This is a genomic window from Dactylosporangium sp. CA-233914, assembly GCF_050942935.1.
Classification (GTDB): domain Bacteria; phylum Actinomycetota; class Actinomycetes; order Mycobacteriales; family Micromonosporaceae; genus Dactylosporangium.
In genome coordinates this window covers 5,175,155-5,194,060 of record NZ_CP192030.1, presented here as the reverse complement: position 1 = coordinate 5,194,060, position 18,906 = coordinate 5,175,155, and the positions used below count along the sequence as shown (strand labels likewise).

Genomic DNA, 18,906 nt, shown 5'->3' with positions numbered 1-18,906 from the left:
GGCCCACCGACCGTAGGCCGGGGCGGTACGACCGGGACAGCCCTCGTTCCGGCCCGTACGGGTCCTCGCAACGGGGACCTGGAAGCCTCGGCCGCCGTCGCCGACAGTGGCAGGGTCGGCCGTAGAAGGGAGGGCCCGTGCCCAAGGACGAGAGCCCGTCACACGACCTGCTCCAGACGGCACCGCCAGACCCCGGCCCGATGTTGGCCTATCCGGTCCCGCCGGTGCTCAACCTGATCTGGCCGACCCGCCCCGACCTCGCGCTGAGCGGCGGCACGGGCGAGTCCGGGCGGGCCGACCCGCCGGAGCGGGCGGCCTACCGGATCGGCCCGGGCAGCATCCTGGCCTCGGAGCAGGACCTGCTGAACCAGATCGGCGGGGTCGTGCAGCGCTACGAGGAGTTCCGGCTCAGCATGGCCGCCCGGCAGAAGTGGATCTGGGTGGTGACCGACCCGAGCGTCGATGCGTCGATCCCAACGCCGGAGACGGCCGAGGAGGCGCACGCCCGGGAGAACGGCAACTCGATGACGCCCGGCTCGAGCAACTTCCAGGGCAAGGGAGCCCAGCCGGAGGGCAACCGCTACTGGGGGCTGAGCCAGGAGCAGGTCGACGACATCAACCGCGGGATGGACAGCCTCCTGCTGCTGGTCGCCGACCGCATCCACCTCGTCGGCAACTTCATCGCGGCCCTGAACGAGGCCGCCCAGGCCTACGCCAACGCCGACCACAACGCGACGATGCCGTTACCTTTCAGTGAGTCAATGTGACTCACGATTGGCAGTCGTCCGTTGCCGGGCGACGTTGACCGGATGAACCGGTCTTGACGCTTCGCGGCCCGCTGCCCTGCCTGCGGGTGCAGGTCTTCCAGGTCTTCTGTGGGCTCCACGTCCTGTTTTTGCGTCGCCCGGCGACTCCAGGTCGACGTGCCGAACGAGGTCGGCAAGGTTGCGTGCGGCGTTGACGTCCCGGTCCAGGGACAGTCCGCACGTGGTGCAGTGGTAGGTGCGCTCGGCCAGCGACAGCTTGGGTTTCACCGTCTTGCAGGCGGAGCACGTCTTGGAGCTGGGGTACCACCGGTCGGCGATGTGCAGGGTGCTGCCGTACCAGCTGGTTTTGTAGCCGAGGTGCCGGCGCAGCGTGGCGGGGGCGGCGTCGGTCAGGGATCGGGCCAGCTTGCGGTTGCGGACCATCCCGGCCACGTGGAGGTCCTCGACCACGACCGAGGTGTACTGCTGGGCCAGGCGGGTGGTGAGGTGGTGCCACGAGTCGGCGCGGACGGCCGAGACGGTGGCGTGCAACCGGGCCACCGCGTCCTGTGCCCGCTGCCACCGGTTCGACGCAGTCCGTTTCCGCCTGGTGGCCGGATCGTAGGGACCGATCCGCCGGGCAGCCCGGCGCTGGGCCCTGCCAAGCTTGCGCAACATAGCCTTGAACGGCGCCGGGTTGGGCACCAACTCACCCGTGGACAGCACCGCCAGGTATGTGATCCCGGCGTCCACGCCGACGACCCGGCCAGCGTTCGGCGCGTGCGCCGACCGTGCGAGCGTGCGCTGGACCGCGACCTGGAACGCGCAGAACCACCGGCCGGCGGTCTCGGTGACCGTGGCGGACAGGACCTTCGCGGTGCCCGCCCGCACCCGCCGGGCCAGCTTGCGGGTGGACTCGTGGGTGCGGATACGGCCCAGCCGGGGCAGCACGACATGCCGGTAGCCGGGGCCGACCCGGATCGCGCCGGTGGTGAACCGGACCGACCTACGGCCGTGCTTCCTCTTGGCGCGGGGCCAGCCCACCCGGCGTCCCGTACGGGTGCCGGTGCGCGACGCGCGCCAGTTACCCAGTGCTACGGACAGGTTGGCCAGTCCAGTGTTGAACGCCTCCTTGGAACATTCCGCCCACCACGGCGCCACCCACGCCTTGATCGCGTTCCAGGTGCGACGCAAGTCCGGCAGGGACCAACCCTGCCACGGCGTCAGATCCGCCTCCGCCACCCCGTAACTGGCCTCAGCGGCACGCTGCGCCGCGACCGCGCCGACCCGCCGCAGCATGTGGTTGTACACGAACCGGGCCGCACCGGTGTTACGGCGCAGACCGACCACCTGGACATCACTCGGGTCCAGAGCGAACCGGTACGCCTGCACGGTCCAGCCCGCCGGCGGCTCGTACCGCTTCACGAACCGTCCCAGGCGGTGGCGGCAGCCACCGCACGGCTGAACCGCGCGAACCGATCCCGGTGCTCGACCACGATCGTCGTCACGTCCGGGTCGCGCAGCAGCCCGGGAACCTTTTTGCGCCTTCCGTTCAGCGCGGAGCCGACCTCAGTGACAACGCGCGAGACGGCCATGCCCTGCCCGGTGACCCATGCGGTTACCCGGGCGACCTGCCGGTCCGGGTCGGCTTGCTGGCCGGCCGATGACACCCGGGCGTGGACGACGACCTGACCCTGCTGCGCGTCGCCGGCCACCTCCACCATGATCGTGCCGGATGGAAGACGCCGAGCGGGCACCGGCATGGTCCCCTCACGGAACCAGCGGTACCCGGTCTGCGGGCGCACACCATGACGGCGCACCCCCTCGGCAAGCTTCACAGAAGAACACTAACACTCACAGATTCGCATATCTGCTCACAGGAGAGTGAGCAGTTGTCAACCCTCACCCGAGCACGGGTGAGGGCATCGGCCCGCCGTCAAGAAGACCCGCCGGCAAGAAGGCTGAGCGTCAGGAAACCATGCCGTGGCCCATCGCGAGCAGCTCGCCGTACACCCCGAAGACGCCCATCGCCAGGGGCGCCACCGCGAGGTGGCACAGCAGGCCGATCACCTCGGCGGCCGAGCGCCGCCCGGGCGCGGCGGCGCCGCCGAGCGACACGTCGGTCGTCCCGCCCTTGATCGGCATGCGGACGACGGTGACGAACAGGCCGGCGCCCAGGACGGCGCAGCCGCCGAGCAGCAGTACCGTCGCGAGGCCACCGGTGCCGGCCCAGCGGCCGGCGAGCTCGGTGACGACGGCGAACAGCCCGGTCATGGCGGCGGCGCCGAACCCGAGGATCTCCGCGAAGGTACCGGCCTGCTGGGTGCGCACCAGCAAGCCCGCGGCGGCCACGGCGGCGAGCAGCAGCGGGAACCAGCCCGGCGAGCGGGCCAGGACGAACAGGCCGGCGATCAGCGCCAGCAGCGGGCCGGCGATGAGCGTCGTGAGCAGCCAGTCGGCCCGTTCGAGCAGCCGGTTGACGGACCGGGCCGCGGGGCGGTCGGCCCAGGCGGTGATCGCCGCGGCGAGCCACTTCGACAGGCCGAGCAGCGCGACGGCGAGGACGACCGCGGCCGCGGCCACCTGCGCCGGGCCGACCGGCAGGGCGATCAGCAGCGGGCAGAGCAGCGCCGCGGCGATCGCGTGCAACTGCAGCGCGGCGAGGACGACATCGGGGACGGCGGCGAAGGCCATGAGCACGCCGAGGTTCGCCCCGGCGACGATGCCGATCCAGCGGTACTGCGGGCCGGCGAGCCCCGTCGCGAGCAGTCCGCAGGCGACGGCGACGCAGACGGCGGCCGTGAGCGCCATCCCGAGCGGCAGGGCCGCCGGGACCATGGTACGCCGCTGCCCGAGCAGCCATGCGGTGCCCAGCAGCGCCAGCCCGGTCACCGCGAGCACGGTGGCGGCGGCGAGGCCGCCCGGGCGCGCGGCGAGGACCGCGGCGGTGGCGGCGAGCCAGGCCAGGGCCAGGCCGGCGACGACCGTTCCCCGGCGCGGCTGCTTGGCCCGGGCCCGCTCCCGCGCCTCCGCGACGAGTTCGGCGATGTCCTCGACCGCGGGCTCGCGGGCCGGATCGCCGGCGAGGTCGGTGAGGTACAGCACGGCGCCGTCGGCGATCCCGGCCCCGGCGAGGGACTCGTGAGCGGCGATCGGCGCGGCGCCGGGTGTGGCGAGCGACCACGCCGGCGGGAACACGTCGTCGCGTTCCTGGCCGCACAGTTCGGCGAGCCGGCCGGCGTACTCGCCGACCGGTGCCGCCGACGGGAGGGTGACGTCGACGCGTTTGCGGGTGCCGACGACGGTGACCCGGCTGAGCTGGTCGATCATCAGTGCTTCCAGGCGTTGCCGTTGACCGTCTCGGTCTCGGCGTAGTTCTCGTAGTTGACGTTCACCGCGTGGGCGATGGCGGTGAGCACGCCCTGTTCGCCGAACAGGCCGTCGGCGGCGGCGTTCCACATCGCCTGGTACTCCTGGTAGGCCAGCTGCGTGTCGCCCTGCCACACGTCGCCGAGTGGTGCGAGCTTGCCCTGCAGCGTGGTCAGCTCGCCGACGAGAATCTCGCCGACGCCGGACAGGAACGGCCCGGCCTCGGCCAGGCTCGCCGGGACCCGCAGCTGGGACGACTCGATGTCCGCCATGACAACTCCCCTCTCGCTCTTGCCGCGCCGGCGCGGATCACAGCCGCGCGGGCTGCAGGTCGCCGTCGATGCTCAGCAGGTTGCTGTCGACGACGCCTTCGTTGTCGGTGTAGTTGTAGTGGTTGGTACGCAACGCCCCGCCGATGCCGACGAGCGCGCTGTGCAGCGTCTGCGCGTACGTGTCCCAGTTGGCCATCAGCTGCTCGAACGAGGTCGCGGCGACGCCCTCCCACTCCACGCGCAGGCCGGTCACGTACTTCTTCAGCGTGTCGAGCTGCTCGCTGACCTGCTGGGCCGTCTGCTCGCAGTCGACCGCCGCGGCGGCGAGGTACTGCGGGGTCACCACGAATGCCACGGCGACCTCCTTTCCGTCGGCTTTGCTTTCGCTGCAGCATCGCAGCGTGAGCGCGGACCCTGCCATCTCCCGTATGCGGTGTCCCGCCACGCCGGATCGGGTACGTCACGGGGTGTCCGTCAGCGCGACCTGGACCAGCCGGGTCGCGGCACCGCGGCGGACCAGCGTGCCGCGCCCCGGCACCCGCTGCGCGGCGCGTTCGCCCCCGAGCACGGCCCCTTCGCGCGGGTCGCCGGAGAGCACCAGCCCCGCCGCGCCGAGCTCCTTGACCCGGTTGAACAGCTGGTCGCCCAGCGCCCGGCCGGCCCCGCCGACCCGCCGGGCGAGCACGACGTGCAGGCCGATGTCCCGGGCGTGCGGCAGCAGCTCCACCAGCGGCGCCAGGGGCGACTGAGGGCCGCCGCCGATGAGGTCGTAGTCGTCGACGACGACGTAGATCTCCGGCCCGTCCCACCAGCGCCGTTCCCGCAGCTCCTGGGGCGTGATCGTGGCCGGCGGCAGCCGCTCCCGGAGCTTCTCGGCCACCTGCTGCGCGTAGGCGGTGGCGGCCCGGGCGTCGGCGGCGTACGCGCCGAGGTGCTCGTCGGGCACCGCGCCGAGCAGGGTCCGGCGGTAGTCCACGACGACGGCGCGGGCCTGCATCGACGACTGCCGGGCGGCGAGGCCGGCGAGCCACGTCCGCAGAAACGCGGTCTTCCCGGCGCCGGTGTCGCCGAAGACGATGAAGTGCGGGTCGGTGCCGGACAGGTCGACGACGGCCGGGGTGAAGTCCGGCTCGCCGATCCCGACGGGCACGGCCGTCTCCGGCAGGTCGGCCGGGACGGCGAGGTCCGCGACGGCGAGCCGTTCGGGCAGCATCCGCACCGCCGGGGCCGGCTCCCCCCGCCACGATTCGGCGAGCTTGGTCAGCACGTCCTGCTGGGCCTCGCGGACGGCCTCGTCGTCGTCGCGGCCGTCGGCCCGCGGCAGGACCACGTGTGCGTACGCCCCGGGCGGCACCAGCGCCCGGCCGGGTACGCCGGCCGGCATGCGCTGTGCCATCCGGCGGTTGACGTCGGACTCGGTGTGGTCGTTGAGCCGCAGTTCGAGCCGGGCACTGATGGAGTCGCGCAGCGCCGGCCGGATGTCCAGCCACCGGTTCGCGGTGAGGACCAGGTGCACGCCGACGCCGAGCCCGCGGGCGGCGATGTCGGTCAGGACCGCCTCGGCGCCGTCGTGCTCGGCACGCACCGCGCCCCAGTTGTCGACGAGCAGGAACACGTCGGCGCCGCGCACTCCGGCCGGCAGCCGCCCGGCGTTGCGGCGCATCCGGAAGTCCACGATGGACTCGATGCCGCGGTCGCGGAAGAACCGCTCCCGCTCGGTGACAACGGAGCGGACGTCGGCGAGGGTCCGCCCGACGCGCTCGGTGTCGAGCCGGCCGGTGACCCCGCTGACGTGCGGGGCGGTGGCGTACGGGTGCAGCGTCTCGCCGCCGAAGTCGACGCAGTAGAAGTGGACCTCGTCGGGGGTGTGGGTGAGCATCGCCGACAGCATCAGCGTGCGCAGCAGGGTGCTGCGGCCGGACCGGGGCGCGCCGACGATCGCGACGTGGCCGTGCTGGCCGGCGAAGTCCAGGACCATCGGCTCCTGGGCCTGCAGCGCCGGGAGGTCGATGACGCCGACCGGGATGGCGAGGGTGCCGGCCGACGGCCAGGTGCTGGCGGTGAGGCCCCGCTCGGGCTCGACGGCCAGGGACCCGAGCAGCGCGTCGAGGGGAATGGCCGGCGGTAGCGGCGGCAGCCACACCTGCCGGGCGGCTGGACCGAGCCCGCGCAGCTTGCGCACGATGACGGACAGCTCCGTCGGCGGCTGCTCGCCGGCGGGCCGGGGCGCCGGGTCCGCGGCCGGCTCCGGCGGGGCGGGCTCGTCCTCGGCGGCGCTGCGCAGCCCGAACGCCACGATCGGGATCCGGTCCGCCACCCGCTCGCCGGGCCGCTCGCTGGGCACCGGCGCGGTGACGTGCGCGACGCGGAAGCGCTGGTAGATCGACTCGTCGACCTTGAGGTAGGCGGAGCCGGGGATCGGGGGGAGCCGGTACGCGTCGGTGTTGCCGATGACCGCCCGGCTCTCCTGCGCGCTGAACGTGCGCAGGCAGATCCGGTACGACAGGTGCGAGTCGAGGCCGCGCAGCCGCCCCTCGTCGAGCTTCTGCGTGGAGAACAGCAGATGCATGCCGAGGCTGCGGCCGACCCGGCCGATCTGGACGAACAGCTCCACGAAGTCGGGGCGCTGGGACAGCAGCTCGGAGAACTCGTCGATGATGATGAGCAGGTACGGCATCGGCTCCAGCGGTTGGCCCGCGGCCCGCAGCCGCTGGTACTCCCGGATCGAGTCGACGTTGCCGGCGGAGCGCAGCAGCTGCTGACGGCGCTGCTGCTCGCCGGCGAGCGCGGCCTGGACCCGGTCGATCAGCGCCGCCTCCTCGGCCAGGTTGGTGATCATTCCGGCGACGTGCGGCAGGTCGGCGAGGGAGGCGAACGTGGCACCGCCCTTGAAGTCGACGGCGACGAAGTTCAGCACCTCCGGCGAGTGCGTGAGGGCCAGCCCGGCGACGAGGGTGCGCAGCAGCTCGCTCTTGCCGGACCCGGTCGCGCCGACGATCAGCCCGTGCGGGCCGGACCCGCCCTGCGCCGACTCCTTGAGGTCGAGGATGACGTGCTGCCCCTCGCCGTCGGTGCCGATCGGTACCTTGAGCAGGTTGTCCGCGGAGGCGGCGGCCCAGCCGGCGGCGATGTCGGCGTCGAGCCCGTGCGTGCCGAGCAGGGTCTCGGTCAGCGACACGGTCCGGGCGAGGACCTGGTCCTGCTCGTCGGTGAGGGTGAGCGGGGCGAGGGCCCGGGCGACGAGCTCGGCCGTGACCGGCTCGATCGCGTCGGCCTCGGCATTGTCCGGGGCGGCGCCGCCACGGCCGAGGACGCGCAGTGAGCCCTCGGCGTCGACGGTGACCCGGACGTCGACCCGGCCGGGCTCGTCGGTTTCGCGTTCCCCGACGAACAGCAGCGTCAGCCCGTACTGCGGCCCGGCCGCCTCCAGCAGCGTGCGCAACAACGGGCTGCGGCCGAACTCCGACACCGGGTTGAAGCCGGTGAACACGACGAGCAGGCGCTGCTGCTGCGGTGCGGCCGACCGGTCGTAGCCGACCGCCAGCCGCCGGGCGGCCTGCGCCTCCTGCCGGCGGGCGAGCTCGCGTTCGAAGAACCCGGCGAGGTCGGCGGGGCCGGCCGCGACCAGCGACGCCCGGGAGCCGGGCTCGCACGCGTGCGGCAGCCACTTCGCCCACTCCCACTGGGCCCCGGCGGTGGCGTCCACGGCGACGAGGACGTCGTCGGGTGCGTGCAGGACCGCGACCTGGCACAGCAGGGCCCGGGTGAGGGCCTCGGTGCGGTCGGGCAGGCCGAGGACGCTGATCACCCCGGCGGTACCGATGTCGAGCGGGACCGGCTGCCCGCTGACGGTCCCCATCCGGTCGACGAGCCGGCGGGCGGCGCTCATGCAGTCCCAGTCGTAGTCGGCGAGCGGGTCGAGCCGGCTGCCGATCTGCAGCGGGGTGGCCAGCGGGGCGTCGCCGCGACCGATGCGCACCTGCAGGAAGTCGGGGTCGCCCTGGCGGCGTTCCCAGACCCGCCGGGCCGCGGCGGCGACCGCGAGGAGCCGGTCCGGTTCGGGGTGCGCCCAGGCGGCGAGCATCCGCTGGGCGGCGGCGACCTCCCGGGCGCGGGCGCGCACGTCCATGAGCAGCGCGCGGTACCGGGCCCGCTGCCGGACCCTCGCGCGCTGTTCCGTGTGGCGGGTCTGGGTCCGCATGCCGATGGCGGCGCCGATCGACACCATCGCGAAGATGATGGCCAGGGCGATGAGCGTGGGGCGGCCGTACGAGATCATGTAGGCGGCGATGCCGAGGCTGCCCATCAGCGGCAGGATCATGGCGATGACGTTGACGGCGCTCTGCTTCACCTCCGGCGGTGCCGGGAGGACGACCTTGTCGTCGGGGGCGGGCGGCGGCATGAACCGGGCCGGGCGATGGAACGAGAGGCGGGCCATGGCATCCTACCGATCGAGTGCCGCGTCGGGCAGGTCCTGCGGATCCAGCTCGGTCAGCTGCTCCGTGGTCGGGTCGGCGAGGTCGGCGACGCGGGCGGCGTGCCGCTCCGTCATCCGCTGGAACACGCGCCGGGCGTAGCGGCCGTTGCCGAAGCCCGGCCCGCGGTCGGCGTCCTCGAAGAGCAGCCGCAACGCCTCCAGGGTCGCCGGGACGAGTGTGTACCGGTGCTCCGCCGCCTGGTACTCCACAATGGACACCAGCTCGCCGGCCGTGTAGTCGTCGAAGGTCAGGGTGCGGGTGAACCGCGACGACAGGCCCGGGTTGGTGGCGACGAACCGGTCCATCTCGTCGGGGTATCCGGCGACGATGACGACGACCTCCTCGCGGTGGTCCTCCATCAGCTTGACCAGGGTGGCGATCGCCTCCTGGCCGAAGTCGGCGCCGTGGCCGTCGGGCACCAGCGCGTAGGCCTCGTCGATGAACAGCACGCCGTGCATCGCCCGGCGGAACACCGCCTGGGTCTTCGGTGCGGTGTGCCCGACGTACTCGCCGATGAGCGCCGAGCGGTCCGCCTCGACGAGGTGTCCGCTGCTGAGCATGCCCAGCGCCTTGAGGATCTGGCCGTAGAGGCGGGCGACGGTCGTCTTGCCGGTGCCCGGGTTCCCGGCGAACACGAGGTGCCGCGACATCGGCGGGGGCGGCAGCCCGGCCTCGCGGCGCCGCTTCACCATCTGCACCAGCTTCACCAGCGCCCCGACGTCCTGCTTGACCCGGTCGAGGCCGACGAGCCGGTTCAGCTCGTCGAGCAGGGCGCCGAGTTCCGGCTCCGCGGTATTCCCGGCCGGTGCCTGCGCCGCCGGCGGTACCGCATCGGGAGCCGGCTGCGCGTCGAAGACCGGCGCCGCGGTGGCGTCGATGTTGAGGTCGGTGTCGCAGTCGTGGATGGTGAGGCCACGCAGGACCGGACGGGCTTGCGGCCCGACGTACAGCGCCGGGAAATCGGTGCCTGACACATCGGCGCCGGACACGCTGGCCCGGCAGCCCTGAGCGAGGTAGAGGCCGTTCTTGGCGCAGCGGGCGACGGTCAGGCCGCGGATCGTCGGCGCCGACCCGGTCCAGGCGACCAGACCGCTGCCGGCGGTCCGCTCGACCCGGCAGTCCTCGACGAGCGGCGCCGCGGCCGCCCCGACATAGATCCCGGCCGCGCCGCACGCCGTGAAGCTGCTCGACCGTACGATCGCCGAACCCCCCTCGCCGATCTCGAGCCCGGTCTGGGCGATCTCGCCGACCGTGCAGTCCTCGACGAGCGGCCGGTGCGGGGTGTCGAGCCGGATGCCCGTGCCGCAACCGTTCACCGTCACGGCGCGCAGCCGGGCGTCGCCCCCCTCCTCGACGCGGACCCCGGCCTGCCCGGCGGCGGCGATCCGGGCACCGTCGAGCGCGAGCAGCGCCCGGCCGGTGACCCGCACCCCGCACTCCGGGGTCGTGTCGACCTCGCCGTCGGTGACGGCGGCGACCGCCGTGCCGCCGATGTGCACGGCGGTGAACCCGGACCGGTGGGCGGCGACGCCACGCAGATCGGCGCGGCTGTCGTCGGCGAGGAAGAATCCGTTGGCGGCGCTGTCGGTGACCCGGCAGCCGCCGGCCCAGGCCCGGGCCGTGTCACGCAGCGCGAAGCCGGTGCTGCGGCTGCCGGCGACCGCACAGTCGCGGGCCAGCAGCCGGGCCGCACCGCCGGCCAGGACGCCGGCGGCGCCCGTGGTGTCGATCGCGCAGTCACGCAGTACCGCATGGGCGTCACCGGACAGGGCGACCGCGGTGCCGCCGGTCCGCTCCACCCGGCAGCCGACGACGGACACTCCACCGGGGTCGCCACCCGGCTCCGGGACGTCGGCGGCGCCGCGCATCGGGTCCGGGTCGCGCCACCAGTCCCCGAACGGGCCGCTGCCGGCCAGATGCAGGCCGTCGCCGTCGTTGTCGTGCAGGTGCGACCCGCGCATCCGCAGCCGTCCGGCGCCGGCGACGACCACCGCCGCGGTCGCGGTCCCGGAGATGACCGCGTCCGTGACGACCGCGGCGGCGTGCTCGGCGACCTGCAGCCCCGCCTTGCCCGTGCGGCGGATCGTGGTCTCGGCGAGGGTCACGCTCGCGCCCCCGCCGACCGCGACGCCGACCCCGTCGACGTCCTCGACCGTGCATCCGTCCAGCTCGGCCCGGGCCGCGTCGGCGGCGCGCAGGCCGGCACCCGGGCCCGCGAGCACGCAGTCGCGCAGGATCGCCACCGATCGGCCGGCGACCCGCACCGCTCCGGCGCCGATCCGGCACCCGGTCAGCCGCGCGTCGGCGTCGACGGCCACCGCGGTCCGGCCGTCACCGTCGATGGTCAGCCCGCTGACCTCGACCGGGCCGGATCGCAGGATCAGGGCCGGCCCGCCGGAGCAGGAGAGCCGGACGTCGCCGCCGGCCTCGGCGACGATTCGCAGCGGCTTGTCGACGACGACGCTCTCGGCGTAGAGGCCGGCGGCGACGACGACGGTCGCGCCGGGGGTGGCCGAGCGGACGGCGGCGCCGATCGTACGGTGCCGGCCCCAGCCGCGGGCGCTGACGCGCTCGACCCGGCCCGGGCTGACCGAGATCATCCTTCCCTCCCGCAGCCGACCCGCAGTTGGCTCACCACGACCCGCCCGTCCTTGGGCTCGGGCGCACCGCCCGAGGCGGCCAGGCGTACCGTCAACGTGCCCTGGTGCAACGGAAACGTCCCGGCGTCGGTCCAGCCGGCCGGGGCCTTGGCCATGTCCAGCTGGAACGTCGCCGCCACGGCACCGTCGCGCCCGGCCAGCACGTGGTAGGTCGTCGCCTGCGCCGGGGCGGTCTCGGGGCGGTACACCGCGAGCGTGCAGCGCCCGGACGCGAACCCGGGGCGGAACGTCCACAGCGCCCCCTCGCTCGGCGAACCCACCGGCACGGTGAGGTACGACCCGCCGCAGCCGTCGCCGGTCCACCCCCCGTCGGGGACGCTCATCCACCGGCTGGTCCGGCCGAACGCCTCGAACTGCCGATCGGTGCCGCCGCGGCAGTCCCAGCCGGCGACGGCGGTCCAGGCGGCGGGTGCGGCCGAGGCGGTGCGCTGCTTGCTGTCGTTGCGCAGCAGGCCGGTGATGATCCCGCCGACGACCACGCCGACAACGGTGACGACCGCGACGAGCAGCAGGCCTCTCGGGCCGGCGGTGAGCCGGTCGGCGCTCGGCCGGGCCCTGGTGTGCTCGACGAAGGCGTCGATGAACTCCCACCGCTCCGCGTGCGGCACCGCCTCCTGTGGCATCTCAGGCGGCCGGGTAGCGCCGCAGGTCGCCGGGCACGTGGCCGAGTTCGATCGCGAGGCGGGTCAACTCGGCCTTGTTGCCGGCGTTGAGCTTCGCCCGGATCCGCTTGGCGTACGTGTTGACGGTCGCCTCGGTCAGCCCCATCCGCCCGGCGATCTGAGCGTGGGTGAGGCCACGGGCGATCCAGCGCAACGTTTCGACCTCGCGCGGGGCGAGCCCGGTCGGGTCCTCGTTGACGTTTCGGACCAGCTCGCCGCGGAAGCGGTCGGCGAGGTCGGGCGAGACGTAGAACCCGCCGCAGCCGACCGCCTCGAGCGCGGCGACGATGATCGGCCCGTCGCAGTGGCTGGACACGAACCCGCAGGCGCCGGCCCGCAGCACCGCCCCGAACGTCAGCGGCCGCTCCCACGAGGAGCTCACGACGACCGGTGCCATGCCGCAGAGCCGCTCGATCGCGGCCAGAGCCGGGCCGCTCGCCCGCAGCGGCAGATCGAGGATGACCACACCGAACCGCGTCTCGGGGTCGAGAACGTCGGCGCCCCCCACCGACTGGGCGACCTCGAGGCCGGGCGTGTCGGCGATGAACTTCTCCAGCCCGGCCCGCCGGACCGGGTGGTCGTCCACGATGGCGACAGGGAGCATGGTGGTCCTCCTCGTTCAGGTTGGCGCCGGTGTAACGAGGAGTGGGACGTTCCGGTTCACACCGGGGTCAGATTGAGCCCATTGCGGACCTCCACCCGCACATAGCTGTCGTACGTCTGCTGCATCCGGTGGATCGCCTCGTCGAGCACCTCCAGCAGCTGACCGCCGGCGCGGCGGATCTCGGCCAGTTGCGTGGCGTAGGCGTCCGCGGCCGGCCCGTCCCACACCCACAGGGCCGACACGAGCTTGGTGTCGAGCTGCTGCATCAGCGACGCGATCTGGTTGCGGCGTCCTTGGACGTACCGCGTCCCCTCGGCCAGCAGCGGCAGGTCGACCGCGAAGTCGACCAGAATCTCGTCGCCCTTGCCCATCTTGGTCGGATGGTTGTGCTCATCGAAGATCGTCCACCGGCCGTCGCCGTAGGTGTACTTCACGTCGCCATTGCCGAGATAGGTGAGCGTGATGGTGTCGCCGCCCAGCCGCTCGGGCAGTCTCAGCTGCGTCGGCCGGTTCTTGGCGCCGAAGCGACTCCACGTGTATCCGTCGGCGGTGGTGATGCTGAGCAGCTTCCTGCCCTTGCTGTACTCGATCACCGCGGTCTTCTCGATCGTCATCCGCGACGACCCGTCCCGCCGGTGGAGGATGGTGACCGCCTTGTGGTCCTTGGTCCTCCCCCGGATCGGCCGCCGCTGCGAGTCGAACGCGTCGAACACCGTCTTGTCGGGAGTGACCATCAACGTAGGCTTCCCGTTGGGGTCCGCCTTGACGATAGTCTTGTCCTCGTAGGTCGTGGTCGAACTGCCGTCGGGCTCGTAGACGGTGTCGAATCTCAGGCCGTGGCGGGTCTTGCCGCTGGTCGGCAGATCGGTGAGCGGGTCGAACCCGCCATACTCGGTCCCGTCCGGCGTCCTCATCCACGTCGGGTGGCCGGCCTTGTCGGCTTTGACGATCGTCTTGTCCGCGTAGGTCGTGGTAGAACTACCGTCGGGCTCGTAGACAGTGTCGAATCTGACGTTCAGCCGGGTCTTGCCGCTGATCGGCAGATGGGTGACCGGGTCGAACGCGTCATACTCGGTCCCGTCCGACGTTTTCATCCAGGTCGGATGCCCGGCCTTGTCGGCCTTGACGATCGTCTTGTCCACATACGTCGTGACCGAACTGCCGTCAGCGCCGTACACGGTGTCAAACTCGACCTTGTCGCGCGTGACACCGCTGGTGGGCCGCCGCAACTTGTCAAAATGGTCGTAGACCGTCAAGTCCCGCGTGCGCATCCACACCGGCTCGCCGAAGCGGTCGGCCTCGACGATGGTGTCATCCTGGTACGTGGTGACGGAGCTGCCGTCGGCCCGGTAGGTCGTGTGAAACTCGACCTTGTCCGGGGTGATACCGCTGATCGGCTTGTTCGTGACGGAGTCGAACGCGTCGTAGACGGTATGGTCGGCGGTGCGCATCCAGGCAGGCTTACCGTCGGCGCCAGCCTTGACGACGGTATCATCCTCATAGAACGTCGTCGACCCATGCGCGTTGTAGACGATGTCAAAATCGAGATCGTCTTTCGTCGTGCCGTGCACCGGCTTGTGCGTGACCAAGTCAAACTTGTCATACAACGTCCGATCCGGCGTCCGCATCCACTCCGTCTCACCATCAACCCCAGCCGAGACGACCGTCCCGTCCTCATACCGCGTCGTCGAACCATGCGCGTCGTAGCCGATACTGAAATCAACGTCATCACCGGTCGTACCATGCACCGGCTTATGCGTGACCGGATCGAACTTGTCGAACAACGTGCGGTCGGGGGTCCGCATCCACTCGGTCTCACCATCAACCCCGGCGGAGACGACCGTCCCGTCCTCATACCTGGTCGTCGAACCGTGCCCGTCGTAGCCGATACTGAAATCAACGTCATCACCCGTCGTACCATGCACCGGCTTATGCGTAACCGGATCAAACTTGTCATACAACGTGCGATCCGGCGTCCGCATCCACTCCGTCTCACCATCAACCCCGGCCCCGACAACCGTCCCGTCCTCATAACGCGTCGTCGAACCATGCGCATTCTGGAAGATGTCAAAATCGACGTCATCACCCGTCGTGCCATGCACCGGCTTATGCGTAACCGGATCAAACTTGTCATACAACGTGCGGTCCGGCGTCCGCATCCACTCCGTCTCACCATCAACCCCGGCCCCGACGACCGTCCCGTCCTCATACCTGGTCGTCGAACCGTGCCCGTCGTAACCGATACTGAAATCGACGTCGTCACCGGTCGTGCCGTGCACCGGCTTATGCGTTACCGGATCGAACTTGTCGAACAACGTGCGGTCGGGGGTCCGCATCCACTCCGTCTCACCATCAAGACCAGCCCCGACAACCGTCCCGTCCTCATACCGCGTCGTCGAACGATGCGCATTCTGGAAGATGTCAAAATCGACGTCATCACCGGTAGTGCCGTGCACCGGCTTATGCGTGACGGGATCGAACTTGTCGAACAACGTGCGGTCGGGGGTCCGCATCCACTCCGTCTCACCATCAAGACCAGCCCCGACAACCGTCCCATCCTCATACCGCGTCGTCGAACCATGCGCATTCTGGAAGATGTCAAAATCGACGTCATCACCCGTCGTGCCGTGCACCGGCTTATGCGTAACCGGATCAAACTTGTCGAACAACGTCCGATCCGGAGTCCGCATCCACTCCGTCTCACCATCAACCCCAGCCCCGACAACCGTCCCGTCCTCATACCTGGTCGTCGAACCGTGCCCGTCGTAACCGATACTGAAATCGACGTCGTCACCGGTCGTGCCGTGCACCGGCTTATGCGTTACCGGATCGAACTTGTCGAACAACGTGCGGTCGGGGGTCCGCATCCACTCCGTCTCACCATTATGACCGGCCCCGACAACCGTCCCGTCCTCATACCTGGTCGTCGAACCGTGAACGTCGTAGCCAATACTGAAATCAACATCATCACCCGTCGTACCATGCACCGGCTTATGCGTAACCGGATCAAACTTGTCGAACAACGTCCGATCCGGCGTCCGCATCCACTCCGTCTCACCATCAACCCCAGCCCCGACAACCGTCCCATCCTCATACCGCGTCGTCGAACCATGCGCATTCTGGAAGATGTCAAAATCGACGTCATCACCCGTCGTGCCATGCACCGGCTTATGCGTTACCGGATCAAACTTGTCGAACAACGTCCGATCCGGCGTCCGCATCCACTCGGTCTCACCATCAACCCCAGCCGAGACGACCGTCCCGTCCTCATAAAACGTTGTCGAACCATGCGCATTGGACACAATACTGAAATCGACGTCATCACCCGTCGTACCATGCACCGGCTTATGCGTAACCGGATCAAACTTGTCGAACAACGTCCGATCCGGCGTCCGCATCCACTCCGTCTCACCATCAACCCCAGCCCCGACAACCGTCCCATCCTCATAACGCGTCGTCGAACCATGCGCATTCTGGAAGATGTCAAAATCGACGTCATCACCGGTCGTGCCGTGCACCGGCTTATGCGTTACCGGATCGAACTTGTCGAACAACGTGCGGTCGGGGGTCCGCATCCACTCGGTCTCACCATTATGACCGGCCCCGACAACCGTCCCGTCCTCATACCGCGTCGTCGAACCATGCGCATTCTGGAAGATGTCAAAATCGACGTCATCACCGGTAGTGCCGTGGACCGGCTTATGCGTTACCGGATCGAACTTGTCGAACAACGTGCGGTCGGGGGTCCGCATCCACTCCGTCTCACCATCAACCCCAGCCGAGACGACCGTCCCATCCTCATACCTGGTCGTCGAACCGTGCCCGTCGTAACCGATACTGAAATCAACATCATCACCCGTCGTACCATGCACCGGCTTATGCGTAACCGGATCAAACTTGTCGAACAACGTCCGATCCGGAGTCCGCATCCACTCCGTCTCACCATCAACCCCAGCCCCGACAACCGTCCCATCCTCATACCGCGTCGTCGAACCATGCGCATTGGACACAATACTGAAATCGACGTCATCACCCGTCGTACCATGCACCGGCTTATGCGTAACCGGATCAAACTTGTCGAACAACGTCCGATCCGGAGTCCGCATCCACTCCGTCTCACCATCAACCCCAGCCCCGACAACCGTCCCATCCTCATACCGCGTCGTCGAACCATGCGCATTCTGGAAGATGTCAAAATCGACGTCATCACCCGTCGTGCCATGCACCGGCTTATGCGTAACCGGATCAAACTTGTCGAACAACGTGCGGTCGGGGGTCCGCATCCACTCCGTCTCACCATCAACCCCAGCCGAGACGACCGTCCCATCCTCATACCTGGTCGTCGAACCGTGCCCGTCGTAACCGATACTGAAATCAACATCATCACCCGTCGTACCATGCACCGGCTTATGCGTAACCGGATCAAACTTGTCGAACAACGTCCGATCCGGAGTCCGCATCCACTCCGTCTCACCATCAACCCCAGCCCCGACAACCGTCCCATCCTCATACCGCGTCGTCGAACCATGCGCATTCTGGAAGATGTCAAAATCGACGTCATCACCCGTCGTGCCATGCACCGGCTTATGCGTTACCGGATCGAACTTGTCGAACAACGTGCGGTCGGGGGTCCGCATCCACTCCGTCTCACCATCAAGACCGGCCCCGACAACCGTGCCATCCTCATACCTGGTCGTCGAACCATGCGCATTCTGGAAGATGTCAAAATCGACGTCATCACCGGTCGTGCCGTGCACCGGCTTATGCGTTACCGGATCGAACTTGTCGAACAACGTGCGGTCGGGGGTCCGCATCCACTCCGTCTCACCATCAAGACCGGCCCCGACAACCGTCCCGTCCTCATACCTGGTCGTCGAACCATGCACGTCGTAGCCGATACCGAAATCAACGTCATCACCGGAAGTACCGTGCACCGGCTTGTGCGTGACCGGATCAAACTTGTCATACAACGTACGATCCGGCGTCCGCATCCACTCGGTCTCGCCGTCAAGACCGGCCGACACGACCGTGCCGTCCTCATAAAACGTCGTCGAACCATGCGCGTTGGACACGATATTGAAATCGACACCGTCGCCCGTCGTGCCGTGCACCGGCTTTCCGGTCGTCGGGTCGAACTTGTCGTACACCGTTTGGTCGGGCAGTGTCTGGCGAATCAGCTCACCCGCGTGGTTCGCCTCGACGATCGTCCGGTCCTCGTAGGTCGTGATCGACGAACCGTCAGGACGGTAGGCAATGCGAAAGTCCACGCCGTCCGGGGTTGTGCCCGCGGTCCACCGGCCGACGCTGTCCGGGTGCGAATACGTCCAGCGACCCGGAGTCACCTTGCAGATCGCGTTGCCCTCGGCGTCGAACGTTACAAGCGTGCCGTCGGCATAGCGTGCCACCCCGCCGACCGGTTGATACTCAGCCATTTTGCCACCGTCACTTGCCGCGGCGAGCAGCGGCAAGGCACCAATACCGGGACTTTGCCGATGTCCGCCTCCGGCCGGGAGCATGGCCCGCACAGGGTGGGAAAGGGCAACGGGAAAGGCTCAGCAGTGGGCGTCGACTACAACACGGGCGGCTCGTTCTCCGTCGACCAGGGCAAGCTGTACGAGATCGGCCGCGACGTGGCCCAGCTCGGCCGAGCCATCGGCGTCGAGTACGAGGCGATCGGCAAGCGGTGGCAGGAGCTGAAGATCGGCTGGGCCGGCAAGTCCCAGCAAGAGGCCGAGAGCTTCGTGGAGGTCCTCCGCGCCGTCACGGCCGACTACTTCGGTGAACCCGAGGAGTCGGCGACCGAGGCGCACCACTCGTCCGGCGGGAAGCCCGGGTCCGAGTCCGGCAAGGAGGGGGACGAACCCCAGCAGGGCGTCCTCAACCGGTTCGCCACCGCGATCCTGGGCGGTGCGATCGTCTACGACACGACAGAGCGGCAGCTGTACTCCATGTTCAAGACGATGACCGAAGAGGTCTTCACGATGACGGCGCAGCTCGTTTCCGGCGGGGGCGGCGCGGATCCCGGCGAGGCGCAGAACTACAACCGCAACTTCACCGAGGGGCCGGTCACCGAGATCACGCCCACGGTCGCGCCGTAACCACTGAGGAGCGTACG

12 protein-coding genes are annotated in these 18,906 nt (G+C 69.7%); 2 read left to right on the top strand and 10 right to left on the bottom strand.

The genetic code is table 11. The features are described from left to right. Positions 1–137 precede the first annotated feature (137 nt). Positions 138–767 carry a hypothetical protein gene (locus ACQPY0_RS22980; protein ID WP_432992175.1) on the top strand — a complete coding sequence of 210 codons (630 nt, stop codon included), beginning with the start codon at positions 138–140 and terminating at the stop codon, positions 765–767. On the opposite strand, the gene tnpB is transcribed toward ACQPY0_RS22980, so the two are convergent. The 10 genes from tnpB to ACQPY0_RS22930 form a co-directional block, all read right to left on the bottom strand. Next, entirely contained in the window at positions 759–2,171 is a 1,413-nt protein-coding gene (gene tnpB, locus ACQPY0_RS22975) for an IS607 family element RNA-guided endonuclease TnpB (RefSeq protein ID WP_432992172.1), read from the bottom strand. The genes ACQPY0_RS22980 and tnpB overlap by 9 nt on opposite strands. Next, complete coding sequence (locus tag ACQPY0_RS22970; protein WP_432995334.1) at positions 2,168–2,509, bottom strand: recombinase family protein; 342 nt, start codon at positions 2,507–2,509, stop codon at positions 2,168–2,170. Before ACQPY0_RS22970 ends, tnpB begins: the two co-directional genes overlap by 4 nt. 205 nt (positions 2,510–2,714) lie before the next feature. Next, positions 2,715–4,076 (bottom strand): EsaB/YukD family protein, encoded by a 1,362-nt coding sequence (locus ACQPY0_RS22965; protein WP_432992169.1) that lies wholly within the window; start codon positions 4,074–4,076, stop codon positions 2,715–2,717. Continuing rightward, positions 4,076–4,387: a WXG100 family type VII secretion target gene (locus ACQPY0_RS22960; protein ID WP_432992166.1), complete on the bottom strand. Its 312-nt coding sequence runs from the start codon at positions 4,385–4,387 to the stop codon at positions 4,076–4,078. Before ACQPY0_RS22960 ends, ACQPY0_RS22965 begins: the two co-directional genes overlap by 1 nt. Positions 4,388–4,424: 37 nt before the next feature. Further along, on the bottom strand, positions 4,425–4,742 hold the full coding sequence (locus ACQPY0_RS22955; RefSeq protein WP_432992163.1) for a WXG100 family type VII secretion target: 318 nt from the start codon (positions 4,740–4,742) through the stop codon (positions 4,425–4,427). A 105-nt stretch (positions 4,743–4,847) separates the two neighbouring features. Next, complete coding sequence (gene eccCb, locus ACQPY0_RS22950; RefSeq protein ID WP_432992160.1) at positions 4,848–8,825, bottom strand: type VII secretion protein EccCb; 3,978 nt, start codon at positions 8,823–8,825, stop codon at positions 4,848–4,850. Between the two features lie 6 nt (positions 8,826–8,831). Next, complete coding sequence (locus tag ACQPY0_RS22945; RefSeq protein ID WP_432992157.1) at positions 8,832–11,465, bottom strand: right-handed parallel beta-helix repeat-containing protein; 2,634 nt, start codon at positions 11,463–11,465, stop codon at positions 8,832–8,834. Then, a complete protein-coding gene (locus ACQPY0_RS22940) occupies positions 11,462–12,148 on the bottom strand; it encodes a hypothetical protein (protein ID WP_432992154.1) in 687 nt (228 codons plus the stop codon). The genes ACQPY0_RS22945 and ACQPY0_RS22940 overlap by 4 nt, the downstream gene beginning before the upstream one ends. A 1-nt stretch (position 12,149) precedes the next feature. After that, a complete protein-coding gene (locus ACQPY0_RS22935) occupies positions 12,150–12,791 on the bottom strand; it encodes a LuxR C-terminal-related transcriptional regulator (RefSeq protein ID WP_432992151.1) in 642 nt (213 codons plus the stop codon). 56 nt (positions 12,792–12,847) lie between these two features. Next, complete coding sequence (locus tag ACQPY0_RS22930; RefSeq protein ID WP_432992148.1) at positions 12,848–18,316, bottom strand: hypothetical protein; 5,469 nt, start codon at positions 18,314–18,316, stop codon at positions 12,848–12,850. Positions 18,317–18,349: 33 nt separating this feature from the next. Between ACQPY0_RS22930 and ACQPY0_RS22925 the strand changes: the two genes are divergently transcribed. After that, on the top strand, positions 18,350–18,889 hold the full coding sequence (locus tag ACQPY0_RS22925; protein ID WP_432992145.1) for a hypothetical protein: 540 nt from the start codon (positions 18,350–18,352) through the stop codon (positions 18,887–18,889). The last annotated feature ends 17 nt before the right edge of the window (positions 18,890–18,906 follow it).

What these genes read in the sequence shown, in the direction of transcription:
- ACQPY0_RS22970 (WP_432995334.1), bottom strand. Translation starts at nt 2,509, where the DNA reads ATGCCGGTGCCCGCTCGGCGTCTTCCATCCGGCACGATCATGGTGGAG.
- ACQPY0_RS22965 (WP_432992169.1), bottom strand. Translation starts at nt 4,076, where the DNA reads ATGATCGACCAGCTCAGCCGGGTCACCGTCGTCGGCACCCGCAAACGC.
- ACQPY0_RS22960 (WP_432992166.1), bottom strand. Translation starts at nt 4,387, where the DNA reads ATGGCGGACATCGAGTCGTCCCAGCTGCGGGTCCCGGCGAGCCTGGCC.
- eccCb (WP_432992160.1), bottom strand. Translation starts at nt 8,825, where the DNA reads ATGGCCCGCCTCTCGTTCCATCGCCCGGCCCGGTTCATGCCGCCGCCC.
- ACQPY0_RS22945 (WP_432992157.1), bottom strand. Translation starts at nt 11,465, where the DNA reads ATGATCTCGGTCAGCCCGGGCCGGGTCGAGCGCGTCAGCGCCCGCGGC.
- ACQPY0_RS22940 (WP_432992154.1), bottom strand. Translation starts at nt 12,148, where the DNA reads ATGCCACAGGAGGCGGTGCCGCACGCGGAGCGGTGGGAGTTCATCGAC.
- ACQPY0_RS22935 (WP_432992151.1), bottom strand. Translation starts at nt 12,791, where the DNA reads ATGCTCCCTGTCGCCATCGTGGACGACCACCCGGTCCGGCGGGCCGGG.